3 protein-coding genes are annotated in these 22,048 nt (G+C 73.0%); all 3 read right to left on the reverse strand.

The features are described 5' to 3' along the window. Window positions 1-129: 129 nt before the first annotated feature. From ACFXBC_RS01290 to ACFXBC_RS01300, 3 genes are read right to left on the reverse strand one after another with little or no spacing between them, the layout of a single operon-like run. A complete protein-coding gene (locus tag ACFXBC_RS01290; RefSeq protein WP_385017135.1) occupies window positions 130-5,808 on the reverse strand; it encodes an amino acid adenylation domain-containing protein in 5,679 nt (1,892 codons plus the stop codon). Beyond that, window positions 5,805-13,529 carry an amino acid adenylation domain-containing protein gene (locus ACFXBC_RS01295; RefSeq protein ID WP_385017138.1) on the reverse strand — a complete coding sequence of 2,575 codons (7,725 nt, stop codon included), beginning with the start codon at window positions 13,527-13,529 and terminating at the stop codon, window positions 5,805-5,807. The genes ACFXBC_RS01290 and ACFXBC_RS01295 overlap by 4 nt, the downstream gene beginning before the upstream one ends. Continuing rightward, window positions 13,526-22,048 carry an amino acid adenylation domain-containing protein gene (locus ACFXBC_RS01300; RefSeq protein WP_385017140.1) on the reverse strand — a complete coding sequence of 2,841 codons (8,523 nt, stop codon included), beginning with the start codon at window positions 22,046-22,048 and terminating at the stop codon, window positions 13,526-13,528. Before ACFXBC_RS01300 ends, ACFXBC_RS01295 begins: the two co-directional genes overlap by 4 nt.

A 22,048-nucleotide genomic window follows, 5' to 3' on the forward strand; every position in this document is an offset into this window, starting at 1 on the left:
CTTCTCGCGCCGGAACAGCCGGAACAGGACAGCGGAAGGCGGTGTGTACGGCCCCCCGAAAGGGCCGCACACACCGCCTTTTGGCGCTGTTCGTCAGCGCGCCGTCAGCTCTCTCCCAGCGCGATTCCGTCAGAGGTGCCGGGAAAGGATCCGGCCGATTTCCGCCGCGGGCGCGGGAGACAGCATCGCCTCGTGCGTGGTGGCCACTTCGTACCGTTCGAAGTCGCCCGAGAGATACGGCTCCCAGTCCTGCGGCCGGGCCCACTCCCGGACGTTCTCGGTCGCCTCCACGAGCAGCACCCGGCCCTTGAACGGGGCGGGCTCCACCGGTGACACCAGCCGTACATTGCCGACCAGTACGTCGAGGACCGCCCCGCGCTGCTCCTCGCTCAGGAAGCGGGACTCGCTCTCACCGCGCCCCATGTACGCCACGATCCGCTCCCGGATCCCGGCGCGGTCGGACGCCGGCGGGACCTCGTCGCCGTGCAGCCGGGCGTACGCCCGCACCATGTCGGTCATGATCTGTACCTCGTCCGTCTCGACCCGGCGCTCCTCCTCCACCGGGTACGAGTCGAGCAGCACCAGCGAGGCCACATCGGCGCCCTGCTGCTGGAGTTCGGCGGCCAGCGCCTGGGCGAGCGAACCGCCGAGCGACCAGCCGAGCAGATGGTAGGGGCCGTCCGGCTGGACGCTGCGGATCTGCGCCGCGTAGTCCGCGAGCATCGCGGGGAGCGATACGGCGGGCGCCCCGGCGCCGTCGACGCCGCGTGACTGGAGTCCGTACACCGGGCGGCCGGGGTCCAGGGTGCGCAGCAGCGCCGAGTAGCACCAGCTGAGCCCGCCCACCGGGTGCACACAGAACAGCGGCTCCCGGTCGCCCGTGGTGCGCAGCGGCAGCAGCACGTCGAAGCCGCCGGACGCACCGCCGCCGTCGAGCCTGCGCAGCAGGGCGGCCGGGGTGGGGGCCTCGAAGACCGTGCGGACGGTCATCGCGGTGCCCAGCACCTGGCCGACCAGCCCGGCGAGCCGGGAGGCCAGCAGCGAATGCCCGCCCCGCTCGAAGAAGTTGTCGTCGACGCCGACCCGTTCGACGCCGAGCACCTCGGCGAACAGTCCGCACAGCGCCGCCTCACGGGCGGACCGGGGCGGCCGGTGTGCGGCGGCCCCGGTGTCGGCGGGGGCGGCCAGGGCGCGCTGGTCGAGCTTGCCGTTCGGGGTGAGCGGCAGCTCGTCCAGGGCGACGACCGCCGAAGGCACCAGATGCCCGGGAAGCTCACCGGCCATCGCCGCCCGCAGCTCGGCCAGGTCGGCGCCCTCGTACGCGGGCACCACATAGGCGACGAGTCTGCGGTCGCCCGGCCGGTCCTCGCGTACGGTCACGGCGACCCGGGACACCTCGGGCCTGCGGGCGAACGCGGCCTCGACCTCGGCGGGCTCGATGCGGAAGCCGCGCAGTTTGACCTGGTCGTCGGTGCGGCCCGCGAAGTCGAGCCGGCCGTCCCTGCGCCGCTTCCCGAGGTCCCCGGTGCGGTACATCCGGCTGCCAGGGGCGCCGAACGGGTCGGCGACGAACCGGGCGGCGGTCAGCCCCGGCCGGCCGAGATAGCCGCGCGCGACCCCTTCGCCCGCCAGATAGATCTCCCCCGTGACACCCGGCGGCACCTGCCGCAGCGCCGCGTCGAGCACATAGGCGCGGACACCTGCCTTGGGGCGGCCGATGGACTGCGGACCGGCGGTGTGTGCCGGGTCGTTGACCCCGTGGGTGGCCTCGACGGTCGCCTCGGTGGGCCCGTAACCGTTGATCATGCGGCGGCCCGGCGCCCACCGCCCGACGAGCTCGGGTGTGCAGGCCTCACCGCCGGTGATCAGCGTACGGAGCAGAGGCAGCGGGGTCTCCGGGACGCCCGCGAGTACGGCCGGGGGCAGATGGGCGTGGGTGATGCCCTGGTCGGCGAGGAACCCGGCCAGCTCGGCGCCGACCGGCGGGCGCTCGGGGATGACGAGGGCCGCGCCGGTGAGCAGCGCCATGCACAGCTCGGACACCGACACGTCGAAGGACGGCGACATGAACTGCAGCACCCGGCTGCCCTCGCCCGCGCCGTGCTCGTGGCGGTGGGTCCCGGTGAGCCCGGCGAGGCCCCGGTGCGGGACGACGACGCCCTTGGGGACGCCGGTGGAGCCCGAGGTGTAGATGACGTACGCCGGGTGGTCGGGCAGCAGCGCCACCCGCGGTTCGGCGGCGCTCCGGGCGCGCACCGCGGCGGCCGTGGCCGGGTCGTCCAGGACGGTCAGCGGGGCGTCCGTCGCGGGCAGCCGCTCCGCTGTCGCCGTGTCGGTGAGGACGCAGACCGGAGACGCGTCGGCGAGCATCAGGGCGAGCCGCTGCGCGGGGTAGTCGGGGTCCAGCGGCAGATAGGCGGCACCGGCCTTGAGCACCGCGAGCACGGCGGTGATCTGCTGCGCCGAGCGGGGCAGCGCGATGGCGACGAACCGCTCGGGCCCGGCCCCCGCGGCGATCAGCTGGTGCGCCAACCGGTTGGCGCGTGCGTCCAGTTCGCGGTAGTCGAGGCTCTCGTCGCGGTACCGGACTGCCTCGGCGTGCGGGGTGCGGGCGGCCTGCCGGGCGAACAGCGTCGGGAAGGCGGCGGCGGCCTCGCGCGGGGCGGCGCCCTGCCATCGCTCCCGCAGGCCGAGCTGTTCGCCGTCGGAGAGGATGTCGAGCCCGCTCAGCGGGCGGGCCGGGTCGGCGGCGGCCGACGCGAGGAGCCGTGCGAACCGTTCGGCGAGGGACCGCGCCGTCTCCGGGTCGAAGAGCGCGGTCGCGTACTCCACCACACCCCGGAGACCGGCCGGTGCGCCGTCCTCGGTGTGGGTCTCGGCGATGCTGAAGGAGAGGTCGAACTTGGCGACGCCCGCGCCCAGACCGTCGAACCCGACCTCGATGCCGGGCAGCCGCAGCTGCGGCCTGTCGTTGTTCTGGAAGGCCAGCATCACCTGGAAGAGCGGGTGCGCGGCGGCGGACCGCACCGGGTTGAGCGCCTCGACCAGCCGCTCGAACGGCACGTCCTGGTGGGCGTACGCGGCCAGATCGGTCTCCCTGACACGCCGGAGCAGCGCACGGAACGACGGGTCTCCCGAGGTGTCGGTACGCAGCACCAGCGTGTTGACGAAGAACCCGGCCAGCTCGTCGAGGGCCGGATCGCCGCGCCCCGCGACCGCGGTGCCGAGCGGGATGTCATGGCCCGCGCCGAGCCTGCTCAGCAGCGCCGCGAGTCCGGCCTGCACCACCATGAAGAGCGTGCAGTCGGCGGCCCTGGCCAGTGCGGTGAGCCGGGTGTGCGCTCCCGCGTCCAGGGTGAACCCGACGGTGTCGCCCCGGTGGTCGGCCACCGCGGGACGGCTCCGGTCGGCCGGCAGCTCCAGCTGCGCGGGTGTCCCGTCGAGCGCCTCCCGCCAGTGCGCGAGCTGCTGGGACAGCACACTCGACGGGTCGTCCTCGGCGCCGAGGAACGCGCGCTGCCAGAGCGTGTAGTCGGCGTACTGGACGGGGAGCGCGGCCCGTTGGGGCGCGCGCCCGTCGAGCCTGGCGGTGTACGCGTCGGCGAGGTCCCGCAGCATCGGCGCGAGGGAGCCGCCGTCACCCGCGATGTGGTGCACCACGAGGAGCAGGATGTGCTCCCGCTCGGCGAGCCGCAGCACGGTGGCGCGCAGCGGGATCTCGGTGGCGAGATCGAAGGGGCGCCCGGCCGCTTCGCGGAGCAGCCGGTCCGCCGACGCCTCGTCGGCCTGGACGACGGACGGCACCGGGCGGGCCGCGTCCTGCGCCGCGTCGAGCACCCGCTGGTACGGGACGGCGTCGGCGTCCTCGGGGAAGACGGTCCGCAGGCTCTCGTGGCGGGCGGTGAGGTCGCCGAGCGCCGCGGTCAGTGCGGCGATGTCCAGCGCACCTGTCAGCCGCAGCGGCATGGGGATGTTGTACGTGGCGCCGGGCCCCTCAAGGCGGTCCATGAACCAGAGCCGCTGCTGGGCGAAGGAGAGCGGCACCCGCTCGGGGCGGGCGGCCGGGACCAGCGGGGGCCGCTGCGCACGGTCCAGCCGGTCCGCGCCGCTGTCGGTGCCGCCCTCGGCCGCCGAGAGCAGGGCGGCGAGTCCGGTCACCGTCGGCGACTCGAACAGGGTCCGCACCGGCAGCGCCGTCCCGAACGCGGCGCGCACCCGGCCGAGGAGCTTGAGCGCGGAGAGCGAATGGCCGCCCAGCTCGAAGAAGTTGTCGTCAGCGCCGACCGACGCCCGCCCCAGCACCTCGGCGAAGAGCCCGCGCAGGATCTCCTCACGCGGTTCCGACCCGGCGGGGCGGGGTGCGGACGCGGGTGCGGCGGGTGCGGGTGCGGTGGCCGCCCCCTCGGTGCGGCCCGGCATCCGCGCCCCGGTCCCGGCCTGCCCGGCCGCCTCCGCCGCTCGGGCGGCCGCCGCGGGCAGGGAAGCACGCTGCCCCGGGGTGAGCGCGGGCAGCCGGTCCACCCGTACCGACAGATCCCCCGCGACCGCTTCGAGCAGTGCGGTCACATGGCCGAGCAGCAGACCGGCGGCGTCCGGCCGGTAGACGTCGGGCCGGTGCTCAAGACGCAGCAGCAGCCGGTCCCCGGCCAGCCCGGCGATCAGCCGCAGCGGGTAGTGCGCCGCGTCCTTGCCGGACACGGCGGCGACCCGGAGCCCGCCGTACGACGGCGGACGGCTGCCGCCTCCCGGGTAGTTCTCCACGGTCAGCGCGGTGTCGAAGAGATCGCCGGGGCCGACGAGCCGCTGGAGGTCGCCGAGCCGCGACTGCTGGTGGCCGAGGAGGAGCGCCTGCTCGTCCTGGAGCCTGGCCAGGTTCTCCGCGAACGGCAGCGCACCGTCGAGCCGTACCCGTACCGGCACCGTGTTGATGAAGAGGCCGACCATCGTCTCGATGCCGGGCAGCTCGGGCGGGCGCCCGGACACCACCGACCCGAAGACGGTGTCCGCCGTGCCGGTCAGCTCGCCGACGACCCGCCCCCACACCCCCTGCAGCACGGTGTTGACGGTCAGCCCGTGCGCCCTGGCCGCCCCGGTCAGCGCTGCGGTCAGCCCGGCGGACAGCTCCGTGGACACGTAATCGGGCAGCACCGGCGCCCGCCCGGGATCGGGCGCGACGACCAGCGTCGGTCCGGCGAGACCCGCCAGCGCCTGCCGCCAGGCGGCGTCCGCGGCCTCCCCGTCCTGCGCGGCCAGCCAGGCCAGATAGGTGCGGTACGGGGTAACGGCGGGCAGTGCCGCCGGGTCACCGTGTTCCGCGTACAGCGTGAACAGTTCGCGCTGGAGCACGGGGGCCGACCAGCCGTCGATCAGGATGTGGTGGTTGGTCAGGACGAGCGTGTGCCGCCCGGCGTCCAGCCGTACCAGCGTGAAGCGCAGCGCGGGCGCGGCCGCCAGGTCGAAGCGGCGTGCCCGGTCCGCGTCGAGGAGCGCGTCCAGGGCCCGCTGCCGCTCAGGGGCGGCCAGCGCGGACAGATCGGTACGGGTCCACGGCAGCGGCACCTCGCGGTGCACGACCTGGATCGGGTGGCCGTTGGCGCGCTGGCGGAAGGCGGTACGCAGATTGGCGTGCCGGCGCAGCAGCGCGGCGGCCGCGGTCCGCATCCGCTCCTCGTCCAGCGGACCCTCGACGGAGAGGACCAGCTGGGTGTTGTAGACATCGGTGTCGTCGTCGCCGGCCAGCGCGTGGAAGAGCAGGCCCTCCTGCAGCGGCGAGAGCGGCAGGATGTCCTCTATGCCAGAAGTCTTCATGCGATGCTCCTCAGTTCTGCTTCCAGGTCGTCAATTTCGTCCTGGCTCAGCGAGACCAGGGAGAGATCGGACGGGGTGTAGCCGCCGGCGTCCGGCGTATCGGCGTGGGTGACCAGCTCCCGCAGCATCCGCGCCCAGCCGTCGGCCAGCTCCTGTACGCGCTCTTCGGCGAACAGGGCTTCCGGCCAGGTCCAGGTGGCGGTCAGCTCGGGGCCCGTGGGCAGGTCCTGGGTGATGGCGTTGATCTCCAGCGCGTGCCCGACCGGCATCCCGGGGTCGCGCGGCAGCGGACCGCGCACACCGGGCACGGTGGCCCAGTCGGCGGTGCCCGCAGGGCCCCCGGAGGGGAAGCGGCCCAGGTAGTTGAAGCCGATCTGCGGTGCGGGGCGACCGGCGAGCGTGTCCGCGGTCGCCGGGTTGAGATGGCGCAGCAGGCCGTACCCGATGCCGTGTTCGGGCAGCGCGCGCAGCTGTTCCTTGATGCGTTTCAGGGCCCGTCCGAAGACGGCGGATCCGCCGCTCGCGTACTCGCCGGGGTCGAGCCTGGCGGGATGCAGTGAGGTGAACCAGCCGACCGTGCGGGCGAGTTCGGCGCCCGGGACGATCTCCTCACGGCCGTGCCCCTCCAGGTCGATGAGGACGGCCGTACCGTGATGGCCGCGCTTGCCGCGGTGTTCGGCGACGGCCAGCGCGAGCCCCGTCAGGAGTACGTCGTTCACTCCGGCGTGGAAGGCCGCGGGGAGGCTGGTCAGCAGCGGTCCCGTCACCTCGGCGGGCAGCCTGACGGTGACCGAGCGCGTCGTACCGGCCACATCGCGCGCCGGGTCCGGTGCGCAGTCGCCCAGCAGCGGGTCCGGGGTGTCCAGGACGGTTTCCCACAGGGCGAGTTCGGCGGTCCGTACGGGGTCGGCCGCTGCCTCGGCGAGCCGCTGGGACCAGCGGCGGAACGAGGTCGGTACGGGGTCGGGCGCGTCCCCCAGCCAGGCGGCGGCCAGATCGGAGAGCAGGATGCGCCAGGACACCCCGTCCACCACGAGGTGATGGGCGACGATGAGCAGCACCCCAGGCCGGCCCGCCCCGTGGTCGAACCAGACGAACTCCACCATCGCCCCGGCACCGGGGTCGAGCCGCAGCCTGGCCCGCTCTCCCTCCTCCGCGACGACGGCTTCCGCGTTCTCCGGCGCCGCACCCGTCAGGTCCACCCGGCGCAGCGGTACGGCGGTGTCCGCAGCCCGGGGCACGGTCAGCCGCCATCCCGTGGCGTCGGGCACCGCGCGCATCCTGAGTACGTCGTGCCGGGTGAGCAGGGAGCGCAGGACGGCGGTCAGGCGCTCCGGGTCGGCGTCCGCCGGCACCTGGACGGCCATGGACTGGTTGAACCCCTTCCAGGGGCCGCCCAGTTCGCGCAGCCAGTGCATGATCGGGGTGGCCGTGACCTCTCCGGTCCCGTCCTCGGTGACCGTATCCGCGACGGCGTCCCGGACGACCGCATCGGCGACCAGGGCGAGGGCGGCCGGTGACTGGTGCCGGAACACCTCACGGGCGCTGAACCGCAGCCCGGCCTTGCGGGCCCGGCTCACCAGCTGGATGGCGAGGATGCTGTCGCCGCCGATCTCGAAGAAGTTGTGGCCGACTCCGACGGTCTCCAGGCCCAGCACGTCGGCGAACAGCCCGCAGAGGAGCTTCTCGCGCTCACTGCCGGGTACACGGCCGCTGGTGTGCGCCGTCGTATCGGGGGCGGGCAGCGCCTTGTGGTCGAGCTTCCCGTTCGGCGTCAGCGGCAGCACCTCCAGCGGAACGAACGCCGAGGGGGCCATGTACTCGGGGAGCCGGCCCATGACCTCGGCCCGCAGCTCCGCCGCGTCCGCGTCGCCCACGGTGTACGCGGTCAGCCGCCGGTCCCCGGGCCGGTCCTCCCGTACAACCACAGCCGCCTGCCGCACCGCCGGATGCGAAGCCAACACCGCTTCGATCTCGCCGAGTTCGATACGGAAGCCCCGCACCTTGACCTGGTGGTCCGTACGCCCCAGATACTCCAGCTGACCATCGGCCCGCCACCGCACCAGATCACCCGTGCGATACATCCGGGCACCCGCCGGACCAAAGGGACACGCGACAAACCGGCCCGCCGTCAGACCAGGACGCCCCAGATAACCCCGCGCCAGACCAGGACCCGCCACATACAACTCACCCGCCACCCCCACCGGCACCGGCTCAAGACCCGCATCCAGCACATACACCCGGGTATTGACCAACGGAGAACCAATCGGCGGAACCACCGCACCCGACAACGGACCACTCATCGTCGCGCACACCGTCGTCTCCGTCGGACCGTACGCATTGACCATCCGACGACCCCGCGACCACTCCTCCACCACCGCGGGCGGACACGCCTCACCCGCCACCACCAACGTCATCCCCGCAGGAAGCCCACCCACCGGCAACACCGCCAGCGCCGCAGGCGGCAACGTCGCATGCGTCACCCCATGCCGGCGCACCGTCCGCACCAGCCCCTCACCCGGCAACAACTCCTCCGCCGACGCCATCACCAACCGCGCCCCCGACAACAACGCCATACACACCTCGGATGCGGCGGCGTCGAAGCTCGGTGAGGCGAACTGCAGAACCCGGCTCTCGGGGGTGATGCCGAACGTCTCGCTCTGGCCGGTGGCGAGGCTCGCGATACCGGCGTGGGTGACGACGACGCCCTTCGGTCGCCCGGTGGAGCCGGAGGTGTAGATCACGTAGGCGGGCGAACGGGGATTCAGCAGGAGGCCCAGATCGGCGCGGGGCACCTCGTCCAGCGGGACGTCGTCGAGGACGAGCGGTTCGGGGATCCCGTCCACACCGGACAGCACGGAGACCGTGGCCGTATCCGTCAGCACCTGGACCGGGCGGGCGTCGCCGAGCATGTACGCGATCCGGTCCACCGGATACTCCGGATCAACCGGCAGATACGCACCCCCCGCCTTCATCACCGCCAACACCGCGACCAGCCACTCCACCGAACGCGGCAACACCACAGCCACCAAACGCTCCGCACCCACACCCCGACCCACCAACACCCGGGCCAAACGGTTCGCCCACTCATTCAGCTCCCGATACGACAGCGACACCACACCGAACTCCACCGCCACCGCATCAGGAACCCGACGCACCCACCCCTCGAACAACTCCGGGAACGCACCCACCGGCACCACACCCGCCGAGTCGTTCCACTCCTCCAGCAACCGCACCCGCTCCACCGGGGCCAGCACCTCAACTGCACCCACCCGCACATCCGGATCAGCGGCAACACCCTCCAACAACCGCACCAACCGACCCACCAACACCTCGACCGACCCCCGGTCGAACACATCCATGGCGTAGACGGCGCTACCCGCGATCCCGGCCGGGCGGCCCTCCGCGTCGTGCTGTTCGCGGAGGCTGAACGCCAGGTCGAACTTGGCTGCCGAGGTGTCCAGACCCGACGCCACCCCATCGAGACCGGGCAGGGCGACCGCTGCGGCCTCCTGGTTCTGGAGGGTGAGCATGACCTGGAAGAGCGGATGGTGCGCGAGTGACCTGACCGGGTTGACCGTTTCGACGACCTGCTCGAACGGCACATCCTGATGCGCGAAAGCCGCAAGATCCGCCTCCCGCACCCGCTCCACCAACTCACGGAACGACGGATCACCCGACACATCCGTCCGCAACACCAGCGTGTTCACAAAGAACCCGACCAGCTCCTCCAACGCCTCATCCGAACGACCCGCAACCGCCGTACCCAACGGCACATCCACACCCGCACCAAGCCGCGACAACAACGCCGCAACCCCGGCCTGCAACACCATGAACGGGGTAGCTCCCGTGGTCCGGGCGAGTGCCGTGAGCGCGCGGTGTGCGTCGGCCGAGATACGGACATCCACGTCGTCACCCTGATGAGAGGCGGTGGCCGGGCGCGGCCGGTCCAGCGGCAGCTCGATCAGCTCCGGCATCCCCGCCAAAGCCGTACGCCAGTAGTCCGTTTGGGCGGACATCACCGATGCGGGGTCAGCCGCGTCACCCAGCAGCTCCTGCTGCCAGAGCGCATAGTCCGCGTACTGCACCGGCAGCGGCTTCCACTGCGGCGCCCCACCCGAAAGCCGCGCCTCGTACGCCACCGACAGATCCCGCAGCAACGGACCCGCCGACCACCCGTCCGCCACCATGTGATGCATCAGCACCAACAGCACATGCCGCTCCACACCCACCCGGAACAACGTCATACGAACCGGGAGTTCGCCGCCCAGCTCGAAGGCATACGTGGCGGCGGACCTCAGCGCCGAGTCCAGCTCCTGTTCGAGGACCTCGGTGACGGTGAGCACCGGGATGCCCTCCTCGGGTGACCGCACCTCCTGCCGGGGCACCCCGTCCGTCTCCGGGAAGACCGTGCGCAGACTCTCGTGCCGGCCGATCACATCCGCCAGCGCGGATTCGAGCGCCGCCACATCGAGAACCCCGTCGAGGTGGAGCGCCAGCGGCACGTTGTACGTCGCATCGGCGCCCTGGACCTGCGAGAGCACCCAGAGGCGGCGCTGTGCGAAGGAGAGCGGTACGGATGCGGGCCGGGTGCGCCGGGTCGGTGAGGTACGCGCCCGGTCCGTACCGCCGAGCCGGGCGGCCAGGGCGGACGGGGTGGGCGCTTCGAAGAGCGCCCGGATCGGCAGCTCCATCCCGAACACTTTGCGGATACCGCTGATCAGCCGGGTGGCCAGCAGTGAATGGCCGCCGCTCTCGAAGAAGTTGTCGTCGACGCCGACCGTCTCCAGGCCCAGCACATCAGCGAACAGCCCACAGAGCAGTGCCTCACGCTCACTGCCGGGTGCACGGCCAGTGGTACGCACTGCGGTCTCGGGGGCGGGCAGCGCCTGGTGGTCGAGCTTGCCGTTCGGCGTCAGCGGCAGCACCTCCAGCGGGACAAAGGCCGACGGGACCATGTACTCGGGCAGCCGCGCGGTCGCATGAGTCCGCAGTACTGCCACGTCCGCCTCGCCCACGGTGTACGCGGTCAGCCGCCGGTCCCCGGGCCGGTCCTCCCGTACAACCACAGCGGCCTGGCGGATGCCCGGATGCGAAGCCAACACCGCTTCGATCTCGCCGAGTTCGATACGGAAGCCCCGCACCTTGACCTGGTGGTCCGTACGCCCCAGATACTCCAGCTGACCATCGGCCCGCCACCGCACCAGATCACCCGTGCGATACATCCGGGCACCCGCCGGACCAAAGGGACACGCGACAAACCGGCCCGCCGTCAGACCAGGACGCCCCAGATAACCCCGCGCCAGACCAGGACCCGCCACATACAACTCACCCGCCACCCCCACCGGCACCGGCTCAAGACCCGCATCCAGCACGAACACCCGGGTATTGACCAGCGGCGAACCGATCGGCGGGACGACGGCACCCGACAACGGACCACTCATCGTCGCGCACACCGTCGTCTCCGTCGGACCATACGCATTGACCATCCGACGGCCCCGCGACCACTCCTCCACCACCGCGGGCGGACACGCCTCACCCGCCACCACCAACGTCATCCCCGCAGGAAGCCCACCCACCGGCAACACCGCCAGCGCCGCAGGCGGCAACGTCGCATGCGTCACCCCATGCCGGCGCACCGTCCGCACCAGCCCCTCACCCGGCAACAACTCCTCCGCCGACGCCATCACCAACCGCGCCCCCGACAACAACGCCATACACACCTCCCACGAGGCCGCGTCGAAGCTCGGGGACGCGAACTGCAGAACGCGGCTGGCGCCGGTCACCTGGAAGGAGTCGATCTGCGAGCGGGACAGGCTCGCGATACCGGCGTGGGTGACGACGACGCCCTTCGGTCGCCCGGTGGAGCCGGAGGTGTAGATCACGTAGGCGGGCGACCGGGGATCGAGGTCCAGCTCCAGGTCGTGGGAGGGCGTCGCGTCGAGAGAGAGCTCGTTCAGGATCAGCGGCTCGGGCAGCCCCTCGATGCCGTCGAGGACCGAGACCGTCCCCGCGTCGGTGAGAACCTGGACCGGGCGGGCGTCGCCGAGCATGTACGCGATCCGGTCCACCGGATACTCCGGATCGACCGGCAGATACGCACCCCCCGCCTTCATCACCGCCAACACCGCGACCAGCCACTCCACCGAACGCGGCAACACCACAGCCACCAAACGCTCCGCACCCACACCCCGGTCCACCAGCACCCGGGCCAAACGGTTCGCCCACTCATTCAGCTCCCGATACGACAGCGACACCACACCGAACTCCACCGCCACCGCATCAGGAACCCGACGCACCCACCCCTCGAACAACTCCGGGAACGCACCCACCGGCACCACACCCGCCGAGTCGTTCCACTCCTCCAGCAACCGCACCCGCTCCACCGGGGCCAGCACCTCAACTGCACCCACCCGCACATCCGGATCAGCGGCAACACCCTCCAACAACCGCACCAACCGACCCACCAACACCTCGACCGACCCCCGGTCGAACACATCCATGGCATAGGTCAGGCCACCGCTGATGCCATCGGGTGTGCCGTCGGCCGTGTGGTGCTCATGGATGCTGAAGGTGAGGTCGAACTTGGCGGTGCCCGCGCTCAGGTCCTCGGTCTCCGTGGTGAGCCCGGGGAGCGTCAGACGGCCCGCCGCGTTGTTCTGGAGTACGAGCATGACCTGGAAGAGCGGATGGTGGGCCAGCGATCTGACCGGGTTGACGGTCTCCACGACCTGCTCGAACGGCACATCCTGATGCGCGAAAGCCGCAAGATCCGCCTCCCGCACCCGCTCCACCAACTCACGGAACGACGGATCACCCGACACATCCGTCCGCAACACCAGCGTGTTCACAAAGAACCCGACCAACTCCTCCAACGCCTCATCCGAACGACCCGCAACCGCCGTACCCAACGGCACATCCACACCCGCACCAAGCCGCGACAACAACGCCGCAACAGCCGCCTGCAACACCATGAACAGGGTGGCGCCCGTGGAGCGGGCCAGGGCGTCCAGGGCCCGGTGGGTCCCGGCCCCGATCCGCAGCTCGACCGAGCCGCCCCGGTGGGAGGCGGTGGCCGGACGCGGCCGGTCCAGCGGCAGCTCGATCAGCTCCGGCATCCCCGCCAGACGCTCACCCCAGTAAGCGGACTGACGGGCCATCAATGACGATGGATCAGCAGCGTCACCGAGCAACTCCTGCTGCCACAAGGCGTAATCGGCGAACTGCACCGGCAGCGGCTCCCACTGCGGCGCCCCACCCGAAAGCCGCGCCTCGTACGCCACCGACAGATCCCGCAACAACGGACCCGCCGACCACCCGTCCGCCACCATGTGATGCATCAGCACCAACAGCACATGCCGCTCCACACCCACCCGGAACAACGTCATACGAACCGGGAGTTCATCACCCAGCTCGAAGGCGTGCGTGGCGGCCGAGGTCAGCGCGTCCGGCAGGGCCTCGTCGGAGACCTCCGTCACCACCAGGCCGGGCACTCCGTCCGACGGCGGTAGGACATGCTGCCGGGGCACCCCGTCCGTCTCCGGGAAGACCGTGCGCAGACTCTCGTGCCGGCCGATCACATCCGCCAGCGCGGATTCGAGCGCCGCCACGTCCAGCCGGCCGGCGAGCCGCAGAACCAGCGGCACGTTGTACGTCGCGCTGGGGCCCTCAAGACGGTGCAGGAACCACAGCCGGCGCTGGGTGTAAGAGAGCGGGATCATGACGTCTCCTCGGTCCTTCTCATCGGCCGCAGGGCGGGCCGGGCCCTGTCGGCGACCGCGAGGCGGCCGACCAGGGTCTCCACCGTCGGGTTCTCGAACAGGGTGCGGATGGGCAGTTCGGCGCCGAGCGCCGTCCTGGTCCGGCTGATCAGCCGGGTGGCGAGCAGGGAGTGGCCGCCCAGCTCGAAGAAGTTGTCGTCGATGCCGACCGTCTCCAGGCCCAGGACGTCGGCGAACAGCCCGCAGAGGAGCTTCTCGCGCTCGGTGGTGGGCAGTCGGCCAGCCGGGCGGCTCACCGTGTCCGGCGCGGGCAGCGCCTTGTGGTCGAGCTTCCCGTTCGGCGTCAGCGGCAGCACCTCCAGCGGGACGAACGCAGAGGGGACCATGAAGGCGGGCAGCGTCCGTGCGGCAGCCGCACGGACCGCGGCCGCGTCGAATCCGGCGCCGCCCGCGGGGACCGCGTAGGCGGTGATCCGGCGGTCGCCGGGACGGTCCTCGCGGACCACGACCGCCACCTGTGCCACGGCGGGGTCGGCGGCCAGCACCGCTTCGATCTCACCGAGTTCGATCCGGAAGCCGCGCACCTTGACCTGGTGGTCGGCGCGGCCCATGAACTCGATCTGGCCCTCGCCGTTCCAGCGCACCAGGTCGCCCGTGCGGTAGATCCGGGCGCCCGGCGGGCCGTACGGGTCGGCGACGAAGCGGCCCGCCGTGAGGTCGGGGCGGCCCAGATAGCCGCGGGCCAGGCCCGCGCCCCCGAGATACAGCTCCCCGGTGACCCCGGCGGGAACCGGCCGCAGCCGGCCGTCCAGCACATAGGCGGTGGTATTGGCCAGCGGGCCGCCGATGGGCGGGGCGCCCGGGTAATCGTACGGGGTGCGTACCCGGTGGGCGGTGGCGAAGGTGGTCGACTCGGTGGGCCCGTACACATGCGTGACGGTGGTCCGCGGGAACCGCTCGGCCGCCCTGCGCATCGCGGCGGGCGAGCACGCCTCACCACCGGTCCACACCTCGCGCAGCCCGGCCAGCGGACTGTCGTCGCCCTCGGTCAGCAGATTGAAGAGGGCGGTGGTGAAGAACGCCGCCGTGACCCGGCCGCCGCCGAGCACCTCCCGCAGGACGGCCACATCGACCTCGCCCGGCGGGGCGATGACAACCTCGCCGCCGGAGAGCAGCGGCACCCAGAGCTCGTACGTCGAGGCGTCGAAGGCGAGTGGCGAGTGCAGCAGGACCCGCCGGTGCGGCGTACCCGCGAAGGCGGGGTCGGCCGCGAGCGCCACGACGGCGCGGTGGGTGACCGCCACCCCCTTGGGCACCCCGGTCGAACCGGAGGTGAACATCGTGTACGCCAGCCGGTCCGGGTGGATGGGGAGCAGCGGGTCGGTGTCGGCGCCGGGGTGGCCGGTGGTGCATGGGTGATGGGTGGTGCCGGGGTGGCCGGCGCCGTCCTCCTCCCCCACCCGCAGGACCGTCATGTCCGGCGGGAAGCCGACGGCCGCGGGTCCTGTCCGGTCCGTGATGACGCGCTGGGCGCGGGACTGCTCCAGAATCACCCTGATGCGGTCCGCCGGATAGCGGGTGTCGAGCGGGACGTACACCGCGCCCGCCTTGAGGACGGCGAGTACGGCCACGACGGCGTCGAAGGACGGCTCCAGATGGAGCACCACCCGGCTCTCGGGCCCGGTCCCGTCGGCGATGAGCCGGTGGGCTAGCCGGTTGGCCCGCCGGTTGAGCCCGCCGTACGTCAGGACGTCGGCGCCGGACCGCAGGGCGACCGCGTCCGGGGTGCGGGCCGCCTGCTCCTCGAACCTGGCCGGCAGTGAACCCGCCGGGACGGGAGCCCCGGTGGCGTTCCAGCCGTACAGAACGCGCTCGCGTTCGGCGGCGGGCAGCAGGGGCAGCTCCCCGATGGGGAGCGCCGGGTCGGCGACGGCCGCCTCGATGAGCCGCACCAGACGGTCGGTGAGGGTCCGTGCGGTGCCGGCGTCGAAGAGGTCGGCCGCGTAACCGAGCGTTCCGGTGATCGAGGCGGGGCGTTCCTCGACGCTGATCGTGAGATCGAACTTGGCTGCGCCCGCGCTCAAGTCCTCCACCTGGGCGGAGAGTTCCGGGAAGTCGGCCGCGCCCGCCGCCGCGTCCTGGCCGACCAGCATCACCTGGAAGAGCGGGTGGTGGGCGAGCGACCGCACCGGGTTGACGATCTCCACGACCCGGTCGAACGGCACGTCCTGGTGGCTGTAGGCGGCCAGGTCGGTCTCCCGTACCCGGTCGAGGAGTTCATGGAAGGTGGGGTTGCCCGAGGTGTCCGTACGCAGCACCAGCGTGTTCACGAAGAAGCCGACCAGCCCCTCAAGCGCCTCGTCGGAGCGGCCGGCGACCGCGGTGCCCACGGGGATGTCGGTGCCCGCGCCCAGCCGGGTCAGCAGCGCGGCGACCGCGGCGTGCAGCACCATGAACGCGGTCGTCCCGGTGGACCTGGCGAGCGCGGAGAGCGCCCCATGGGTCTTTCCGTCCAGCCGGAACGGCACGCGTCCGCCGCGGTGCGAGGCGACCGCGGGGCGTGGCCTGTCCAGCGGGAGCGGGATCAGCTCCGGGCTCCCGGCGAGCCGCTCCGCCCAGTAGGCGCCCTGCCGGGCGAGCGGGCTGTCCGGGTCGTCGGCGGAGCCAAGACGTTCGCGCTGCCACAGCGCGTAGTCCGCGTAGGCCAGCGGCAGCGGTTCCGCCGCCGGGGCCCGGCCGCCGGTACGGGCGGCGTAGGCGTGGGAGAGATCGCGCAGCAGCGGCCCGGTGGACCAGCCGTCCGCGGCGATGTGGTGGATCAGCACCACCAGGACATGGCTGCGGGGTCCGGTGCGCAGCAGCGTGAACCGCACCGGGGGCGCGGTGTCGAGTACGAAGACATGCCGGGCCGCGTCCGCGAGCGCGCCGGGCAGTTCCTCATCGGTCACGTCCAGGACGTCGAGCGCGGGGGTGTGACCGGCCACGGGCAGCACCCGCTGGTACGGCTCGCCCTCTGACTCCGGGTACACCGTGCGCAGCGTCTCGTGCCGGGCGGTGAGGTCGCCGAGCGCGGCCTCCAGCGCGGGGAGGTCGAGCGGGCCGCGGAGCCGGACCGCGAGCGGCACGTTGTAGGTGGTGGCGCCGGTGTGCAGCCGGTTCAGGAACCACAGGCCGCGCTGGGCGTGCGAGAGCGGGATCCGGTCCGGGCGCGGCCGGGGGGACGGCCGTGCGCCCGCCCCGTCCGCGGTGGGGAGCCGGGCGGCCAGCTCGCGGACCGTGGGCGCCTCGAACAGCACCCGGATCGAGAGGTCTGCGCCGAACACCGGGCGTATCCGGCCGATCAGCCGGGTCGCGAGCAGCGAGTGCCCGCCGAGGTCGAAGAAGTTGTCCTCAGGTCCGGCCGCTTCGATACCCAGCACCTCGGCGAAGAGCCCGCACAGGATCTCCTCGGCCGCCGTGCGCGGGGCCGGACCCCCGGCTGCGGCCGGGAGCTCGGGCAGCGGCAGAGCGGCCCGGTCGAGCTTGCGGTTGGCGGTCAGCGGGAGCCGGTCGATGAGCACCACGGCGGCGGGGACCATGTAGTCGGGCAGCCGCCCGGCGGCGTACGCCCGCAGCCCTTCGGCGGTCACAGCGCCCGCGTCGGCGGTGGCGTCGCCCGTACCGGCCGTGGCTGCCGCACCGGTCGTGCTGTCCGTGAGGGCCGCGCTGTCCTTGGCGGCCGGGACCGCGTACGCGACGATCCGTCTGTCGCCCGGCCGGTCCTCGCGGACGATCACCGCCGTCTGGAACACCCCGGGGTGCGCGCCGAGCACCGACTCGATCTCGCCGGGCTCGATCCGGAAGCCGCGCACCTTCACCTGGTGGTCCACCCGGCTGATGAATTCGAGCCGACCCGCGCGGTTCCAGCGGGCCAGGTCGCCGGAGCGGTACATCCGGGCCCCGGGCGGCCCGAACGGGTCGGCCACGAAGCGGCCCGCGGTCAGGCCGGGACGCCCCGCGTAGCCGCGGGTCACCAGACCGCCCGCGATGTACAGCTCGCCGGGAACCCCGGGCGGCACCGGCCGCAGCCGGGCGTCGAGTACGTACATCCGGGTGTTCCAGACGGGGGTGCCGATGGTGATCACCCCGGCGGGCACCGTCTCGCCGGGCGCGATGCGGTACTCGGTGCAGCCCACCGTGGTCTCGGTCGGGCCGTACTCGTTGATGACGGTCGCACCGGGGTGTCTGTCCCGCCACTCCTGGAGCACCTCGCCCATCAACGACTCGCCTCCGAGCACCAGTTGGCCGGAGGGCGAGAAGGTGTCGGGCAGCTCGGTGAGCAGTGGGAGGTGGCTGGGGGTGGCCTTCACGAAGGTGGGCCGCCGGGTGACGGCGTTGTCCGGCGCGCTGCCGTCAAGCCCCACCAGCTGGATGCTGCCGCCCGAGGTGAGCGGCGCGAACAGACCGGTGACGGTGAGGTCGAAGGAGACCGGCGAGTGCACCAGTGCGCGGCCCGCCACCTGGTCGTACGCCTGCCGGGTCCAGGCCAGATAGAGGTTGAGGGAACGGTGCTCGACCACCACGCCCTTGGGGCGCCCGGTGGAGCCCGAGGTGAAGATGACGAAGGCGGGATGGGCGGCCAGCAGCGGCGCGTTGCGCTCACGGTCGGTCAGGTCCGTTGCGGGGAAAGTCGTTTCGGGGCCGGTGCCGGGTCCCGTCGTTTCGGGGTCGGCGCCGGACAGCTCTTCGGCCGTCTCCGGTGCGTCCAGGATCAGCTGCGGTACGGAGTCCGGGAGCCGGCCGCTCACCCCGGCCGTGGTGATGACCGTGACCGGGGCGACGTCCTCCAGCATGAACGCGATGCGCTCGGCCGGGTACGACAGGTCGAGCGGCAGATAGGCGCCGCCCGCCTTGCCGACCGCGAGCAGCACCGCGACCAGATCGGTGGAGCGCTCCAGGGCGACGGCCGCGTACCGCTCGGGGCCGACGCCCCGCGCGACCAGCAGCCGGGCGATCCGGTTGGCGCGTGCGTTGAGCTGCCGGTAGGTGAGCGTGGCACCGTCGTGCTCGACGGCGACGGCGTCCGGGGTGCGCCGTACCTGCGCCTCGAACAGCTCGGGCAGCGTGGCGTCGGGCACCGTACGGCCGGTGTCGTTCCACGCGTACAGCAGCCGCGCCCGGTCGTCGGCGCCCAGGATGTCCAGCTCGGCGATGGACCGGGCCGGGTCGGCGACGGCCGATGCGAGGAGCCGTACGAGCATCTCGGCCAGCGCCTGTGCACCCTCGGCGTCGAAGAGGTCGGTGGCGTACTCCAGGGTGCCCGCGAGCGCTCCGTCCGCTGACTCCTGGAAGAGGAACGACAGATCGGTCTTGGCCGCCCCGCGGTCCACCGTGCCCAGCTCGGCGCCGAGTCCGGGCAGATCGAACTCCGCGCGGTCCGCGCCCTGGAAGGTGAGCATCGTCTGGAACAGCGGGTGGTAGGCGAGCGAGCGTCCCGGGTTGAGGTGTTCGACCAGCCGGTCGAGCGGCAGGTCCTGGTGGGCGAAGTCCGCGAGGTCCGCGGCGCGTACCCGGCCGAGCAGATCGCGGAAGGACGGGGCGCCCGAGGTGTCGGTGCGCAGGCACAGGGTGTTCGCGAAGCAGCCGATCAGCGGGTCGAGCGCCTCGTCGGACCGGCCGGTCGTCGCCGTGCCGAACGGAATGTCCGTACCGGCGCCGAGCCGGGTGAACAGCGCGGCCATACCGGCCTGCACGGTCATGAAGAGCGTCGAACCGGTCCGCCGGGCCAGTGCGGCGAGGCCCTGGTGCAGGGCGGCGTCCACGGTGAAGGTGGTGCGCGCGCCGCGGTTGCTCGCGACGGCGGGCCGCGGCCGGTCGGTGGGCAGCTCCAGCACGTCCGGCAGCCCGGCCAGCCGCTGCGCCCAGTAGCCGAGCTGGGCTTCTGAGTCGTCGGCGCCGTGCTGCCAGAGCGTGTAGTCGGCGTACTGGACGGGCAGCGGCTCCCAGTCCGGTGCCGCGCCGCCGGCCCGCGCGGCGTAGGCGCGGGACAGGTCGTGGCCGAGGGGGGCGAGCGAACCGCCGTCGGTCGCGATGTGGTGCAGCACCAGGAGCAGCACATGGCTGCCGTCGTCCACTGCGAACAGCGAGGTGTGCAGCGGGGGTTCGGCGGCCAGGTCGAAGCGGTGGCGGGCCGCGGCGGAGAGCAGGTCCGGCAGCGCGGTACGGGTGGCCGCGGTCACCGGCAGTTCCGGGCGGGCCTCGTCGCGTATCTCCTGGCAGGGCTCGCCGCCGTCCTGCCGGTAGACGGTGCGCAGCACCTCGTGCCGGTCGGTGAGGTCGCCGAGCGCCGCCCGCAGTGCTCCACGGTCGAGCGGCCCGGTGAGCCGCAGGGTGAGGGCGATGTTGTACGAGGTGTCGTCGGCGTCCAGCTGCTGGAGGAACCACAGGCGCCGCTGGGCGGCCGAGAGCGGCAGCCGCGCGGGACGTTCGGCGCGGGTGAGGGCCGGGCGGCCGGTGGCCGCGCCGTCCAGCCGGGCGGCGAGCGCGGCGGGGGTGGGGGCGTCGAAGACCGCGTTCGCGGGGAGCGTCACCCCGAAGATCCGGCGGACCCGGTTGACGAGCCGGTTGGCCTTGAGGGAGTGGCCGCCCAGCGCGAAGAAGTCGTCGCCGGGGCGGGCCCGCCGGATGCCCAGCACCTCCGCGAACAGCCCGCACATCAGCTCCTCGCGGACCCCGCGCGGGGCGCGGCCGGCGGCCCGGCCACCGGTGGCCTCATCCGGCACGGGTGCGGGGAGCGCGGCACGGTCGGTCTTGCCCCGGTCGGTCAGCGGCAGCGCGCCCAGGACGACGACCCGGTCCGGCACGGCGTACGCGGGCAGCAGCCCGGCGACGAAGTCCCTTACGGCGTCGGGGTCCAGGGTGATGGTGCGGGCGCTGACGGTGCCGGGGGCCGGGGTGATGGCGGGGGAGCTCACGGCGTCCGGGCCCGGGGCGGCGGCCGGGGTACTTACGGCGTCCGGGTCCGGGGCGGCGGCCGCTGCGGGCACCACGTATCCGGTCAGTGATCCGCCGTGCACGGCGACAGCCGCGCGGGCGACGCCGGGGGCCAGCAGCAGCGCCGCCTCCGTCTCGGCGGGTTCAAGACGGAAGCCGCGCACGGTGAGCCGGCCGTCGAGACGGCCGTCCGGCACCAGGGCGCCGCCGGGCAGCGGCCGGACCCGGTCGCCCGTGCGGTAGTCGCCGGCGTCCGGGCCGCCGAAACCGGCGGCAGGACCGTCCGGGCTGGCGGTGTCCGGGCGGGCGGTGTCGGCGTACCGGGCCAGATGGCGGGTGCGGACGACCAGTTCACCCGGGGCGTCGGCGTTTACGGCGGGGACGAGCGTGGCGTCGTCGTACCGCACCAGCAGTTCCACGCCCTCGATTCCGGGTCCGAGCGGGACCCGGGGCCCGGACCGTACGGCGGGCGGCGCGCCGGGCTCATGGGCGACCGCGACGGAAACGGCCTGCGGGGTCTCCGTGGTGCCGTACAGATTGAGCAGCCGGGCCCCGGGGGCGTGGGCTGCCCAGGCGTCAACCGTGCTCCAGCCGAGCACATCGCCGCCGAAGCCCACCAGCCGCAGCGCGGGCCAGGCGGCCCCGTGGGCACCGCCACCGGCCGCGTCGGCCAGCGCGTCGCCGAGGCCGGGGGACAGGTGGACGACGGTGACCGCCTCATCGGCGAGCCAGCGCGCCACCGCCGCTGCCTCACCGGGCCCCGCGTCGGGGAAGACGGCCGAGCCGCCCGCCCACAGCGGCACGAACACATCGCGCAGCAGCGGGTCATGGCCGAGCCCGGAGAGCACAGCCACCCGGTCGCCGGACCCGAGCGCGAACGTACCGGTGTACCAGTCGAGGAAGTGCTCCACGGCCTCCCAGCCGCCTTCGACGGCTCGGGGCGTGCCCGTGGTGCCGGAGGTGAAGCTGGTGTACGCCCTGCGGTCGGCGGGGTACGGGCCGCCGGAGAGGGAGGCGGACACGGGCGGGAAGCCGGTCGTGGTCCCGGAGGCGGCGCCCGCCGCATCGGGGCCGGGAGCGTCGGGGCCGTCAGTGCCGGACCCGGGAGCGTCGGACACCCGCAGGACCGGTGCCGTGCCGGTGAGTGCGGCGGGGGGTTCGCCCGCGCCGCAGGTCAGCCAGGCGACGGGCGCGGTACGGACCGCGTACTGACGGAGCCGCTCCCCGGGGTGTGCCGCGTCGAGGACGGTGAACGCGGCGCCGGACCTGGCGACCGCGACGAGCGCGACGGCCAGCGCCGGGGTGCGGCGGGCGTACACGGCGACCGTGTCACCGACGCCGATCCCGAGGGCCCGCAGCCGGGCCGCGACCGCGCCGCTCACCGCGTCGAACTCCCGGTAGCTCCAGCGCTGTCCGCCTCCGGACACCGCGACGGCGTCCGGTGTGCTCGCGGCGTGACCGGCGAGCCGGGCGGCCAGCCGCCCACCGACCGGTGCGGGGTCCTGCGACAGCCCGGTTCCCCGGCCCCGTATCGCGACTCCTGCCAT

Source organism: Streptomyces sp. NPDC059398 (genome assembly GCF_042751845.1).
Lineage (GTDB): Bacteria > Actinomycetota > Actinomycetes > Streptomycetales > Streptomycetaceae > Streptomyces.